The sequence below is a fragment of the Pseudomonas sp. Eqa60 genome (genome assembly GCF_018326405.1).
Lineage (GTDB): Bacteria > Pseudomonadota > Gammaproteobacteria > Pseudomonadales > Pseudomonadaceae > Aquipseudomonas > Aquipseudomonas protegens.
Genome location: NZ_AP024342.1, coordinates 6327323 through 6341173, shown reverse-complemented (window position 1 = coordinate 6341173; position 13851 = coordinate 6327323). Strand labels below are relative to the sequence as shown.

The window sequence follows — 13851 nt, the reverse complement described above, 5'->3', positions numbered from 1 at the left end:
GGGAACGGGCAGTAGCTGATCAGTGCTGTGCCTGCAGCACTCGGCGGTAAAACCGCCACTCCTGCTCCAGGGCGTGGGCCTGGTTGCTAGCCTTGCGAAAGCCGTGGCGCTCATCGGGATAGTAGTGGGCCTCGGCGGCGATGCCCTGGTCCTGTAGCGCCTTGAGCATGTCGCGGGTCTGCTTGGGCACCACCACCGCATCCTGCTCGCCCTGGAAAAACACCACCGGCACGCCGATGCTGCTGGCGTGGGCCAGGGGAGTACGGGCCAGATAACGTTCGCTGTCGCGTTCAGGATCGCCGATCAGCCAGTCCAGGTAGTCGCCTTCGAACTTGTGGGTGGCGCGGGCCAGGCTGATCGGATCGCTGACTCCGTAGAGGCTGGCTCCGGCGCAGAAGACCTTGGCGAAGGCCAGGGCGCAGAGGGTGGTGTAGCCCCCCGAGCTGCCGCCGCGTATGAATGCCTGTTGCGGATCGATCAGCCCCTGCTCATCCAGGTGGGCCACCACGGCGCAGGCGTCTTGCACATCCACCTCGCCCCAGCGCAGGTGCAGGGCCTGGCGATAGGCCCGGCCATATCCGGTGCTGCCGCGGTAGTTCAGGTCGGCCACGGCAAAGCCGCGCTGGGTCCAGAACTGGATACGCGGGTCGAGTATCGGGTAACAGGCCGAAGTCGGGCCGCCGTGGATGAACACCACCAGGGGCGGCCGGTTGACACCGTTCATGGCCGGGTAGAAGAAACCGTGGGCCTGGCCGTCGCCGCTGGGGTAGCACAGGGTCTGCGGGCGGCTGATGCGTTCCGCCGGTAGAGGGGCAATCCCTCCCGCCAGGACTTGGACCTGCCGGGTCTTGCGGTCTATGGCGATAACGGCCGAGGGGCTGACAGGCGAGGCCGCGATGCAGTACAGGTAGTGCTGGTGCAGCGCCAGGCTGCGGAAGCGGCTGTAGTTGCCGCTAAAGTCCTGCTGGAAACCGTCGTCCTGACGCAGCCCGAGGCGGCCAAAACCCTGCTCGGTCCAGCTGCCAAACCAGGCATCGCCGCCCAGGGGCAGCCAGGTGCAACTTCCCAGTTGCCAAGGCGCCGGGGCATGGTCCGCGGCGGTGCTGGGCAACGGCCGCAAACCATCGCTCGACTCGGTCCAGGGTTGCCAGAAACCGCCGCGATCGCTGAGACAATACAGATGATCGTGCTGGTCGAAGCGCGGCTGTTGCAGTGACTCTGGCTCGCCATCGCCCGCCACGCAGCGGGGATCCCCCCAGGTCCCGTTGCCCAGGCGCTCAGCAAGCATCAGGCGGGTGCTGGTCCAAGGTTGATGGGGCCGGTCCCACTCGATCCAGGCCAGGCGCAGACCATTGGGGCTGAGGGTAGGAGCGGCATAGAAGTCGGCCCCGGCAGCCAGTAGCCGGCGTTGACCGGTGATGCTGTCAATGCTCACCAGTTGGTGTTGTTCGGCGCACTCCTCGACGGCCAGCACCTGGCCAGCGTGGCATCGCAGGTCACCGTAGCGGCACGTGCCTTGAGTCAAGGCGCTGGGCGCTCCACCGGCCAGGGGCTGGCGATACAGCTGCTGGTCCGCCTCGTTGACGAACAGCAGGGCATCATCGCTGAGGCAGAAGGCGCCACCACCGTATTCATAGACCCTGCTGCGCACGCTGAAGCCGGTTGGCGTCAGGCACTGGGGCTGGCCCTGATGCCACTGCCAGATCCGACAGCGGCCGTCCTCGGGACGATATTCATTCCAGAACAGGCCGTGGGTCGTCAGTTGCAGTTCAGCAAAATCGACCCCGGCCGTAGTGGCCTGGCTGGCGCTGAAGGGCTCAACCCTTGGCGATGAGGCGGGAGTTTCGTTCATTGCGAAAAGCCAGTTGCTCGATGGTGTGGGTGGCCGTTTCAGATTCTTCACGGGCCTGGAGGATCATCCCATGGTGTGGCGATTTGCTGCACACCGGATCGGCATTGCTGGCATCTCCGGTGAGCATGAAGGCCTGGCAGCGGCAGCCGCCGAAGTCCTTTTCCTTCTCGTCGCAGGAGCGGCAGGGTTCGGGCATCCAGTCGTACCCGCGAAAGCGGTTGAAACCGAATGAGTCGTACCAGATGTGCTGCATGCTGTGGTCGCGCACATTGGGGAACTGCACCGGCATCTGCCGCGCGCCGTGGCAGGGCAGTGCGGTGCCGTCCGGAGTCACGGTGAGGAAGATGCTGCCCCAGCCGTTCATGCAGGCCTTGGGGCGCTCCTCGTAGTAGTCCGGAGTGACGAAGATCAGCTTGCAGGGATGCCCTTGGGCTTCCAGCCTGGCGCGGTATTCGTTGGTGATGCGCTCGGCGCGCACCAGTTGCTCCTTGGTCGGCAGCAGGCCCACGCGGTTGAGCTGGGCCCAGCCGTAGAACTGGCAGGTGGCGAGCTCGACGAAATCGGCTTCCAGTGCGATGCACAGCTCGATGATGCGGTCGATCTTGTCGATGTTGTGCCGGTGGGTGACGAAGTTCAGCACCATCGGATAGCCGTGGGCCTTGACCGCACGGGCCATTTCCAGCTTCTGCGCGAAGGCTTTTTTCGAACCGGCCAGCAGGTTGTTCACCTGTTCGTCGCTGGCCTGGAAGCTGATCTGGATATGGTCCAGGCCGGCTTTCTTGAAGTCGCTGATCTTCTGCTCGGTGAGGCCGATGCCGGAGGTGATCAGGTTGGTATAGAAGCCCAGCTTGCGCGCCTCGCCGATCAGTTCGGCCAGGTCCTGGCGCACCAGCGGCTCGCCGCCGGAGAAACCCAGCTGCGCTGCACCCATTTCCCGCGCTTCGCGAAATACCTTGATCCACTGCTCGGTGCTCAGCTCCTTGCCCTGCTCGGCGAAGTCCAGGGGGTTGGAGCAGTAGGGGCACTGCAGCGGGCAACGGTAGGTCAGCTCGGCCAGCAGCCACAGCGGCAGGCCAACTTCCGGTTTGCCGGGCAGAACCGCCGGTTCAGGCGAGTTCGATCCAGTGCTGAGCACGGGCGACCTCCATGAACTGCTCGATATCTTCACCGAGCTCGGCCACCCCCGGGAACTGGATTTCCAGCTCGCTGATGATCGCCGCCACGTCACGTTCGCCATCGATCAGGCCGCCAATCAGGGCGGCACTGTCGTTGAGCTTGATCATGCCCTCGGGGTACAGCAGGACGTGGCCCTTTTGCGCCGGTTCATACTGGAAGCGGTAGCCGGGGCGCCAGCGTGGGGTTTTACTGCGGTCGAAACTCATAGGGTGATCCCCTTATGCCAGACCCGCTGATCGGTGACGCTGTGATAGGGCGGGCGGTTCAGTTCATAGGCCATGCTCATGGCGTCGAGCATGCTCCAAAGGATGTCCAGTTTGAACTGGAGAATTTCCAGCATGCGTTCCTGGCCGGCACGGGTGGTGTAGTGCTGCAGGGTGATCGCCAGGCCGTGCTCGACATCGCGGCGGGCCTGGCCCAGGCGGGTGCGGAAGTACTCGTAGCCAGTGGGGTCGATCCATGGGTAATGCTGGGGCCAGCTGTCCAGGCGCGACTGGTGGATTTGCGGCGCGAACAGTTCGGTCAGCGAGCTGCTGGCCGCCTCCTGCCAACTGGCCCGGCGAGCAAAATTGACATAGGCGTCCACGGCAAAGCGCACACCGGGCAGCACCAGTTCCTGGGAGCGCAACTGGTCCGGGTCCAGGCCCACGGCCTGGCCCAGGCGCAGCCAGGCCTCGATGCCGCCGTCCTCGCCCGGGGCGCCGTCATGGTCCAGCAGGCGCTGGATCCATTCGCGGCGAATCTCCCGGTCCGGACAGTTGGCGAGGATCGCCGCGTCCTTCATGGGGATGTTCACCTGGTAATAGAAGCGGTTGGCGACCCAGCCCTGGATCTGCTCGCGGGTCGCCCGGCCTTCATACATCGCCACGTGATAAGGGTGATGGATGTGGTAGTAGGCGCCTTTGGCGCGCAGTGCCTGCTCGAATTCGGCGGCGGACAGCGGGGTGTCGGTCATGTGTGTTCTCCGGGGGCAGCCCTTTCGCGGGCAAGCCCGCTCCTACGCAAAGGGGCCAAGGCTCGTGGGGCGAGCTTGTGGGCGATTCGCCCTACAGCTCAATACTCATTCCGTCGTAAGCCACTTCCACCTTTCGGCGTACCAGTTCGGCACGTTCGGCGGAGTCTTCATCGAGGATCGGGTTGGTGTTGTTGATATGTATCAGCACCTTGCGCTGGCGGGGCAACTGTTCCAGCACTTCGAGCATGCCGCCGGGGCCGTTCTGCGCCAGGTGGCCCATTTCCCGGCCGGTACGGGTGCCCACGCCACGACGCTGCATTTCATCGTCTTCCCACAGGGTGCCGTCCACCAGCAGCACATCGCTGGCGGCCATGATCTCCAGGAGTGGCGCGTCGACCTTGCCCAGGCCCGGCGCGTAGAAGAGTTTGCCGCCGCTGCGCAGGTCTTCGACGATCAGGCCGATGTTGTCCCCCGGGTGCGGGTCGAAACGGTGGGGCGAATAGGGCGGCGCTGCGCTGCGCAGGGGCAGCGGCGTGAAGCGCAGGTTGGGGCAGGCGGGGATGCTGAAGCTCTGGTCCAGCTCGATGCGGTTCCAGCTCAGGCCGCCGTTCCAGTGGCTGAGCATCTTGAACAGCGGGAAACCGGTGCTCAGGTCTTCATGGACCATGTCGGTGCACCAGACCTGGTGCGGGCAGCCTTCACGCAGGCTGAGCAGGCCGGTGGTGTGGTCGATCTGGCTGTCCATGAGGATGATGGCGCCGATGCCGGTGTCCCGCAGTGCGCGGCCCGGTTGCATGGGGGCGAAGCTTTGCAACTGCGCGCGGGTATCCGGAGAGGCGTTGCACAGCACCCAGTTCACCCCGTCATCGGAAATCGCGATGGACGATTGAGTGCGCGCCTGGGCCCGCAGGCTACCGTCGCGAAATCCGGCGCAGTTCACACAGTTGCAGTTCCACTGCGGAAAACCACCGCCGGCGGCGGAACCTAGAATCTGGACAAACATGGACGCTCCCTGGGCTCAAGACTGAAAAAAGGACGGAGAACTGAAAATAAAAACGCCCCGGACGGGCCGAGGCGTTGCGCTGCGTTTCTGGCCAGAGGCAGAAATTAGCGGCTGGCGAAGTACATGGTGACTTCGAAGCCGATACGCAGGTCGGTGTAAGCAGGTTTGGACCAGGTCATAAAATTGCTCCTTTGAGGTGGGTGGGACGGGTGTTGCCTATACATATAGTCCACCTCCGGCGGGAGATGTTCAGATGCTTAGGAGGCTATCTTACTAAATTCCCGCGGAAGGTTGCCCGCAATTCTGAAGAAAGCTCATTGCAGCGCTGGTAATGATCATTCTGCCACTTGCCAGGGTGTACCCGGGCACGGCCTGTTGGCCAGCGCGCTGCAGCCGCCGGCAGCCTCTCTGAGTTGGCGGGCGGCCTGGATCACGATGGCGGGCGTCAGGGCCTCTATGCAGCCTTGCAACTGCGGCAGGTAATCCGACGAGTGGCCGGCCAGTTTTGCCTGCCACAACAGCTCCATGGCCTGGTCCAGGGGCAGGGTCGCGGGCTGCAACTGTTGAGCCAGGGCCTGTTGCTGATCATTCCAGCTGGGCTCGTCGAGTGCCTGGAGTTGTTCGGGCAGGTGCTCAAGGAATTGTGCGATGTGCTGAAGTATCTCGGTGACTGTCGCGCCGGGGGATTGCACGCCGAACAACAGACCCGTCCGGCCGTTGCGCTGGCGAACGGCACTGAAGACGCCATAGCCCAGTTGCAGCTCAACCCGCAGGCGCTGATAGAACGGGGTCTGGCAGAGCTGGCCGAGCAGGCGCCATGCGGCTTCATCGGCAAGGCTGGCGCTGGGCACGGGATAGAACAGCAGCAGGGCATGCTCACCGGCACTCCCGGGCAGGTTCTGCCACTGCTGGCCGGTGCCTGCTGGCACCGGCCGGCAGAGGGTGGCGTCCGCTGTGCCGGGCATCTGTTGCAGGGTTCGGCTCAAGGCTTCCTGGATGGCGGCTGGCAGCGCCAGGCCCAGTCCGTCCCAACGAGCGCTGGCCCAGAGTGCTTGCAAGGCCTCTGGGTCGGGCTGGGCCGGGCTGTCGGGCTGTGGCTGTTCGCTGAATGCCTTGAGCAATTGGCGGATCGGCAGCAGGGGCGCTTCAGCATTGACGCTTGCCTGCTCCTGCCAGAACGACTCGGCAGGTCGTCCCAGGGCTTTCAATGCTTGCAGTAGTACTGCGGGCATGGGGGACGGCAAACCGTGCAGTTTCAGCAGCCAGTCTTTGCCACAAGAGGTGAAAATCAGCTCTACGCCGGCCTGGCGGGCATCGTCGCGCAATGTCGCCAGGCTGCGCAGCAACCGGGCATGCAAGCCCATCGGAGCAGGCGAGGCCAGTTGCCAGCGCAGAGTCAGGGCGCTACCAGAAGGATCTGCTGGCAGCGCCTGGCTGAAGCTCAGGGCCGAGCTTTCCTTGCGGCCCCGGGAGCGATCCTGGGCAAAGGTGCGCAGCCCGCGATGAGCGCTGGTCTGCCCGCGAATCAACCCGGCCCGTGGTGCCTCGATCGTGCTGCGTAGAAAGGGGTTGGCAGGAGGCAGGCGCCAGTCGTGGCTGAAGTGCTCCACAGCCTGGGGTTGCAACTGCTTGAGCACCTGCTTGAGGGCGGCCAGCCCCGACTCATCCAGCCCATCGGCAGCTTGGCGGCTGTCGCGTCGGGACAGTTCCAGGGCGCTGGCAACTTCGATCTGGCGCTGTTGCAGCAAGACATATTCTTCGCGCAACGGTGCCCAGTCGGCCTGGGCACTGAAGAACCCCAGCCACTCTGTCAGCAGCTCGCGTACCTGAACCGGGGCTGATGCCGCCACGCTGGTCAGATCGAACTCCAGGTGCAGCAGGGCCTGGCCGGCGAACTCATACAGGAGCGTTGCCTTGAGGCTGTGAGCCAGTTGGCGCTGCTGGAGTTCCGCCAGCAACCCGCCGGGCTTGGCCGATTGCAGCCAGGTGCAGAGAAAATCCACAGCGGCAGTAGCGCCCGCGGGCAGCCGCTCTAGAGCAAACAGCAGGTCCAGCCGCTGGCCGCTGAGTTGTTGGTAAGTCTGGTTGCCCGTGGCCATTAGGGCGGGAGGCGCTGCCTGCTCAAGGTGTCGACCGCTCGGCAGGCAACTGCCGTAGCGTTCCGCCAGGGCTCGGAGCTCCTCCAGTGGCTGGGGGCCGGCGAGGCTCAAGACCATTTGCCCGGCCTGGTAATACTCGCGATGGAACTGCTGCAAGGCCTGCTGGAAGGCGTTATTGGGCAGGTTCAGGCTGTAGCGGTTGCCGGCATGGAAGGCCCTTAGCGGGTGCGCGGCATGAAGACCGTCAAACAGTGCGAACTGACGCTGCGCTGTCGCATCCCGGGACCAGGCGATGAACTCCGCGTGCAGGACTTCCCGCTCCCGGTGTTGGTCCTCCAGGCTCATGCGCGGTTGAGCGAGCATCTCGCACAGACGTTCCAGGCCACCGGCAAAGGCGCTGGCCGGCAGCTCGAAAAAGAACTCGGTGGCACGTTCGCAGGTTCGCGCGTTCAGTTGCCCGCCCTGGGCCCGTACATAGGCCATCAGCCCCAGTTCGACAGGAAAGCGCTCGGTCCCGAGAAACAGCAGGTGTTCCAGAAAGTGCGCCAGGCCCGGCCAGGCCAGCGGCACATCGTGGCTGCCGGCGGCGACGCGCAATGTCGCGGCACAGCGTTTCAAATGGGGAGCATGACGCAGGGAAACCCGCAGGCCGTTGGCCAGGGTCTCCAGTGGGGGCAGAGGGTGATTCGGCGCGGGCATGAGCACTTCCAGAACAGAGAAGCGCTCATGCTAGCGGATATCCCCGGATCAGCGCTTGCTCAGGTCGTCGTAAAGCTCGGGGCGGCGATCGGACAGGTAGCGGTTGAGCGCCCGGGATTCGCCCATCAGTTGGCGGTCCAGGGTGCCGATGATCAGGGCCTCGTCGAGACCGGCCAGGGCAATCCGGCTGCCGTCGGGGGCGGCGATGCTGCTCTGGCCGCAATAGCGGATCTGTTCTTCATGGCCACAGTAGTTGGCATAGGCCACGTAGCACTGGTTCTCGAAGGCCCGGGCACGGATCGTCACGTCGGCGACGAAGTCGTAGGGGATCATGTTGGCGGTCGGCACCAGAATCAGCTCCGCGCCTGCCAGTGCCAGGCGTCGTGCATTCTCCGGGAACTCGATGTCGTAGCAGATCAGAAAGCCGAGTTTCCAGCCGTCCAGTTCCACCAGGGGAAAGTCATCTTCGCCGGCGCTGAACATCGAGTGGTCGAGGTCACCGAACAGGTGGGTCTTGCGGTAGTTGCACAGGCGCTGCCCCTGGGCGTCGATCAACTGCACGGCGTTGTAGATCTGGCCGTCGTCACTGCGCTCCGGGTAGCCATAGAGGATCGCCGTGCCGGCGGCCTGGGCGATGGCGGCGATGCGCTGGGCCGAAGGGCCGTCCTGGGCCTCGGCCAGAGCGCCCACCGCTTCCAGGCCGATGTTGTAGCCGCTGAGAAACATCTCCGGCAGCACCAACAGATCGGCATCGGTGGCCTCCATGGCCACCTGATGCAGGCGTTGCAGGTTGCCGGCCACATCCAGCGGCCGTGGCGGGCACTGATACAGGGCGACGCGCATGGTCTTCACTCCACTCACTGACAGACCGGCCACTGTAGCCGCTGTCGCAGGTTCGTACGACATCCCCGCAGGGCAAGCCTGCGGGAACGAGCGCCTGCCCGGCCGCCGGTTTCAGTCGGCCAGGGCAATCGGCCCGATCTCGTGGAACACATCCCCCGGGCCCGGGTTCTCGGCGTGGGTAGCGCCACCGAAGTGCTTCATGATCCCCCACACCGCGTTCAGCGAGGTCTGCACCGCACCCTCGACCCAGGCCGGAGTCCAGGAGACATCGTCACCAGCGATGAAGATACCGCGCTGCTCGGCGGGCATGTCGTCCTGCATGAAGTGCGCGTACATCCGCTGGTTGTAGCGGTAGTGGCCCGGCAGCGCGCCCTTGAAGGCACCGAGGAAATGCGGGTCGGCCTCCCAGGAGACGGTGATCGGGTCGCCGATGATACGGCTGGCGATATCCACCTTGGGGTAGATCTTCTTCAGCGCATCCAGGGCCAGCTTCACGCGTTTTTCCACCGGCTGCGGGAGCATCTTCAGGGCATCGCTCATCCACGAGTAGGACAGGCAGATCACCCCCGGCTTGTCGTCGCCGTTGTCGAACAGGTAGGTGCCGCGGGTCAGGCGGTCGGTGAGGGTCATGCTCATCAGGTCGCGACCGGTTTGCGGATCCTTGTCCTTCCAGAACGGCCGGTCGACCATGACGAAGGTCTTCGACGACTGCATGTAGCGGGTGCGGTCCAGGGCCATCCACATCTTTTGCGAGAACAGCGATTCCTCGCATTCGATCTGGGTGGTCAGCAGCCAGCTCTGGCAGGTGGTCAGCACCGCGGCGTATTCCCGGGTGTCGCCCCAGTTGTCGGTGACGCTGAAACGGCCATCGGCGGCCCGGGCAATGCGCTTGACCCCGGTACGCGGCGCGCCGTGGTGCAGCGAGCTGAGGCTGGTACCGGCCGGCCAGTGGGCACAACGCTCCGGCACGTGGCGCCAGATGCCCAGGGGCACCTGCTCGACGCCGCCCACCACCAGGTGCTGGTGGTCGTCGCAGTTGGTCATGACCACGCGGAAGATTTCCAGCATCGAGTTGGGGAAGTCCGAGTCCCAGCCGCCGGTGCCGAAGCCCACCTGGCCGAACACCTCACGGTGATGGAACGACAGCTTGGCGAAGGCCTTGGAGGTGGCGACGAAGTCGTAGAAGGTGCGGTCGTCCCACAGCGGCACCAGGGTGTTCCACAGTTCCTTGAGGCGCGGCACGTCGCGGTCACGGATTGCCTGCTGGATTTCGCTGAAGCGCGAACCATCTTCCAGGGCATCGGCCCAGGCATCGGCGACTTCCTGGAACAGCGCCGGCAGGTCGGCGAGTTTCTGGGCGTAGTGGGTCTGGCCTTCGAGGTCGATGACGGTACTGCCCGAGGCCGGGGTCAGCGGGTTGGGAAAGGGCTTGGTTTCAAGGCCGAGCTTGTCGACGTAATGGTAGAAGGCCGTGGACGACACCGGAAAGCGCATGCCACCCAGCTCGGCGATGATCCCCTCGGCTCCCTCAAAGGCCTGGGAGCGCAGGCGGCCGCCCATTTTCGAGGCTTCATAGACCACTGGCTTGAGGCCCAGCTTCATCAGCTCGTAGGCCGCCACCAGCCCGGCGATACCGGCGCCGACAATCGCCACTTCGGTGCCGTGCCGTGTCTGGGGAATGCTGCCCAGGCCGGCAGGATGCTCGATCCAGTCGTCGAAGGCGAAAGGGAAGTCCGGGCCGAAAATGGTGATCGGCTTCTTACCGTCTGCAGGATGGCGATTGTTCTTGTTCATGGCTGACCTTGGCGGGCGGCTCAGCAGAGTGCTGAGTATAGGAAAAGATGGCAGCCATTCTAGAGAGGGTGAAACACGTAAATAAGACGCAAACTGTCGTCGTTATGCTCGGTTATTTATCGATATGACGAATTTGTGCGTCAGATTGGCTGATTGGCAGGGCGCACCTTACAGCGCGTGCCCGCGATCGATCTTGCTGCTGAGGATGATCGAGGTGGTGGTTTTCTCCACGCCGTCAACGCTGCCGATCTGGTCCAGCAACTGGTCCAGCTGTTCCGGTGAGTCGGTGCGCAGCCAGGCCACATAGTCGAATTCGCCGCTGACCGCACACAGTTGCTGGACCTGCGCCATGCCGCTCAGGCGCCGCAGCACTTCCTTGCCAGAGCGCGGCTGGACCTTGATGCCGACATACGCCTGCAAGCCGCCATCGACTACCCGCTGCCCCAGGCGCACGCCATATCCGGTAATGACCCGGGTCTTTTCCAGGCGGGCCAGGCGCGAGGTCACGGTGGTGCGGGCGATACCCAACTGCCGGGCCAGCATCGCCACGCTTTCGCGGGCGTTGATCTGCAAGGCTGCGATCAATTGACGGTCGACTTCGTCAAGAACGGGAGGGCGGCTATCGGACAAGGTGGGCTCCAGCACGGCTATCGGGGGAGCGCACATGTTACAGGCTCCCGTGAACACCCGCCGCAGCTCCCGGAGAACATGGCGCAAGCGACAGCTACGCTCTGCAAGTCGGGAATTTTTTTGAAACAAATGACCTGCGACAGATTGTCATAAGTAACTGGTTAGTACATTCTCGCCGTCAGGTTTTGAAGATGGGAGAGTTTTTAAGATGAAAAACATGGGGGCTGCCGCCGGCAGCAAATGGTTGCTCGGGGGCTGGGTATTTTGATTGCCCTGATTGGGCTGGGCCTGGCCGCAGGCGGGGGTTACCTCCTGAGCCTGGGCGGCAGTGCCTATTTCCTGTTGATGGGCCTGGCGATGCTGGTGTCCGGGCTGTTGATCGCGCGGCGCAACCCGCGTGGTGCCTGGCTGTATGGGGTGGCCCTGGTGCTGACGGCGATCTGGGCGGTCTGGGATGCGGGCCTGGAATACTGGCCGCTGGTCTCGCGGGTACTGACCTTCGCCGTGATCGGCCTCGTGGTGGCGCTGATCTACCCGACCCTGGTGCGTGCCTCCGGAGCCCATGCCGGGCGCGGTGCCTATGGCCTGGCTGGGCTGTTGGGGATCGGTGTGGTCGCGACCCTGGCCTACATGTTCGTGCCGACCCATGTGGTCAAGGCGGATAAGGTGCCAGCGGTCCAGCCGGTGGCTCCCGGGACGGAACAGAAAGACTGGGCCCACTGGGGCAATACCACTGCGGGCAACCGCTTCGCCGCACTGGACCAGATCAACAAGGGCAACATCGACCAGTTGCAGGTGGCCTGGACCTTCCGCACCGGTGACCTGCCCGAAAGCAACGGCGCTGGTGCCGAAGACCAGAACACACCCCTCCAGATCGGCGATACCGTCTACACCTGCACCGCCTACGGCAAGGTGTTCGCCCTGGACGCCGACACCGGCGCCGAGCGCTGGAAGTTCGACCCTCAGGGCTACGCGCCAAACTGGCAGCGCTGCCGCGGCCTGGGTTATTTCGACGCCTCTGCCACCCCGGTAGCCGATGCTTCGGCGCCCGCTGCTCCGGCGGCCTGCACCAAGCGCCTGTTCCTGCCGACCGGTGATGCGCGCCTGATCGCGATCAACGCTGAAACCGGCAAGCCCTGTGAAGACTTTGGCAACCAGGGCACGGTCGATCTGAAAACCGACATGGGCGAGATCAAGCCGGGCTATTACCAGCAGACTTCGACACCGTTGGTGGCGGGCACCGTGGTGATCGTCGGCGGCCGGGTGGCGGACAACTTCTCCACCGGCGAACCGCCGGGCGTGGTTCGGGCTTTCGATGTGCGCAGCGGCGAGCTGATGTGGGCCTGGGACCCGGGCAATCCGGCCACCACCAAGCGCCCGCCGGCGGGTGAAACCTACACCCGTGGCACGCCCAACGTCTGGTCGGCAATGTCCTATGACGCCAAGCTGGGCCTGGTGTACCTGCCCACTGGCAACGCCACCCCGGATTTCTTCGGCGGCCAGCGCACCGAGTTCGACGACAAGTGGAACTCCTCCATCGTCGCCATCGACGTGAAGACCGGCCAGGTTCGCTGGCACTTCCAGACCACCCATCACGACCTCTGGGACTTCGACCTGCCGGCACAGCCGCTGCTGTACGACATTCCGGACGACAAGGGCGGTGTGCAACCGGCGCTGGCCCAGGTCACCAAGCAGGGCGAGATATTCCTGCTCAACCGTGAGACCGGCAAGCCGATTGCCCGGGTGGAAGAGCGCCCCGTGCCCCAGGGCAATGTGCCGGGCGAGCGGTATTCGCCGACCCAGCCGTTCTCGGTGGAAATGCCGTCGATCGGCAACCAGACCCTCACCGAGTCCGACATGTGGGGCGCGACTCCCTTCGACCAGCTGATGTGCCGTATCCAGTTCAAGGGCATGCGCCATGAGGGTGTGTACACCCCGCCGGGCCTGGATCATGCGTTGCAGTTTCCGGGCTCCCTGGGCGGCATGAACTGGGGCAGCGTGTCGGTGGACCCCACCAGCAACTACATGTTCGTCAACGACATGCGTCTGGGCCTGGCCAACTACATGATTCCCCGGGACCAGATCGCCGCTGGTGCCAGTGGCATCGAGATGGGCGTGGTGCCCCAGGAAGGCACGCCGTTCGGCGCCATGCGCCAGCGCTTCCTCTCGGCGGCGGGCATTCCCTGCCAGAAGCCGCCGTTCGGTACCATGTCGGCCATCGACCTGAAGACCCGCAAGCTGGTGTGGCAAGTGCCGGTGGGTACCGTGCAGGACACCGGCCCGCTGGGGATCCGCATGCACCTGCCGATCCCGATTGGCATGCCGACCCTGGGCGCGTCCCTGGCTACCCAATCCGGCCTGCTGTTCTTCGCCGGTACCCAGGATTTCTACCTGCGGGCCTTCGATACCGGCAATGGCAATGAGATCTGGAAAGCGCGCCTGCCCGTGGGCAGCCAGTCGGGCCCCATGACCTACGTGTCGCCCAAGACCGGTCGCCAGTACATCCTGCTCACCGCTGGCGGTGCGCGGCAGTCGACGGATCGTGGGGACTACGTGATTGCTTACGCGTTGCCCAAGAAATAAGCGCAGCCTGGCAACACCATGAAAAGCCGCGCAATGCGCGGCTTTTTCATGGGCGCAGGCAACGGGCTTCAGCCCCGTGCGATTTGGGGAAGGCGGGGCATGTTCCGGGAGGGCGTTGGTGGTTGCCTGCAGGGGAGTGTAAATAAGAACTGTCTTAGATACTGTTTGTGGGCATTTTGCTAAAAAAGCCGCCTTTTCCAGGTCCCGAAATAGTGGG

At 64.3% G+C, this 13851-nt stretch carries 10 protein-coding genes and 1 pseudogene; 1 reads left to right on the top strand and 10 read right to left on the bottom strand.

Annotated features, from left to right (window positions below; translation table 11 throughout):
• Positions 1 to 19: 19 nt before the first annotated feature.
• From KI242_RS28770 to KI242_RS28725, 10 genes are all read right to left on the bottom strand, one after another.
• Positions 20 to 1852, bottom strand: coding sequence for a S9 family peptidase (locus KI242_RS28770; RefSeq protein ID WP_212805744.1), 1833 nt, complete (start codon positions 1850 to 1852; stop codon positions 20 to 22).
• Positions 1818 to 2987 (bottom strand): pyrroloquinoline quinone biosynthesis protein PqqE, encoded by a 1170-nt coding sequence (gene pqqE, locus KI242_RS28765; RefSeq protein ID WP_019094523.1) that lies wholly within the window; start codon positions 2985 to 2987, stop codon positions 1818 to 1820. The genes KI242_RS28770 and pqqE overlap by 35 nt, the downstream gene beginning before the upstream one ends.
• Positions 2959 to 3234, bottom strand: coding sequence for a pyrroloquinoline quinone biosynthesis peptide chaperone PqqD (gene pqqD / locus KI242_RS28760; protein WP_011063851.1), 276 nt, complete (start codon positions 3232 to 3234; stop codon positions 2959 to 2961). The genes pqqE and pqqD overlap by 29 nt, the downstream gene beginning before the upstream one ends.
• Entirely contained in the window at positions 3231 to 3983 is a 753-nt protein-coding gene (gene pqqC, locus KI242_RS28755) for a pyrroloquinoline-quinone synthase PqqC (protein ID WP_011063850.1), read from the bottom strand. The genes pqqD and pqqC overlap by 4 nt, the downstream gene beginning before the upstream one ends.
• A gap of 91 nt (positions 3984 to 4074) precedes the next feature.
• Complete coding sequence (gene pqqB / locus KI242_RS28750) at positions 4075 to 4986, bottom strand: pyrroloquinoline quinone biosynthesis protein PqqB (RefSeq protein WP_212805743.1); 912 nt, start codon at positions 4984 to 4986, stop codon at positions 4075 to 4077.
• Positions 4987 to 5090: 104 nt separating this feature from the next.
• On the bottom strand, positions 5091 to 5165 hold the full coding sequence (pqqA, locus tag KI242_RS28745) for a pyrroloquinoline quinone precursor peptide PqqA (RefSeq protein WP_003194766.1): 75 nt from the start codon (positions 5163 to 5165) through the stop codon (positions 5091 to 5093).
• Positions 5166 to 5321: 156 nt separating this feature from the next.
• The gene (gene pqqF, locus KI242_RS28740; protein WP_053154226.1) at positions 5322 to 7784 is read right to left on the bottom strand and encodes a pyrroloquinoline quinone biosynthesis protein PqqF; all 2463 of its coding nucleotides are present in this window, start codon (positions 7782 to 7784) and stop codon (positions 5322 to 5324) included.
• Between the two features lie 48 nt (positions 7785 to 7832).
• A complete protein-coding gene (locus KI242_RS28735) occupies positions 7833 to 8627 on the bottom strand; it encodes a carbon-nitrogen hydrolase family protein (protein ID WP_041120107.1) in 795 nt (264 codons plus the stop codon).
• Between the two features lie 111 nt (positions 8628 to 8738).
• On the bottom strand, positions 8739 to 10421 hold the full coding sequence (locus KI242_RS28730; RefSeq protein ID WP_212805742.1) for an NAD(P)/FAD-dependent oxidoreductase: 1683 nt from the start codon (positions 10419 to 10421) through the stop codon (positions 8739 to 8741).
• Between the two features lie 168 nt (positions 10422 to 10589).
• Positions 10590 to 11051 (bottom strand): Lrp/AsnC family transcriptional regulator, encoded by a 462-nt coding sequence (locus KI242_RS28725; protein ID WP_011063845.1) that lies wholly within the window; start codon positions 11049 to 11051, stop codon positions 10590 to 10592.
• 208 nt (positions 11052 to 11259) lie between these two features.
• On the opposite strand from KI242_RS28725, the pseudogene KI242_RS28720 reads away from it, so the two are divergent.
• A pseudogene (locus KI242_RS28720) lies at positions 11260 to 13634 on the top strand (glucose/quinate/shikimate family membrane-bound PQQ-dependent dehydrogenase).
• The last annotated feature ends 217 nt before the right edge of the window (positions 13635 to 13851 follow it).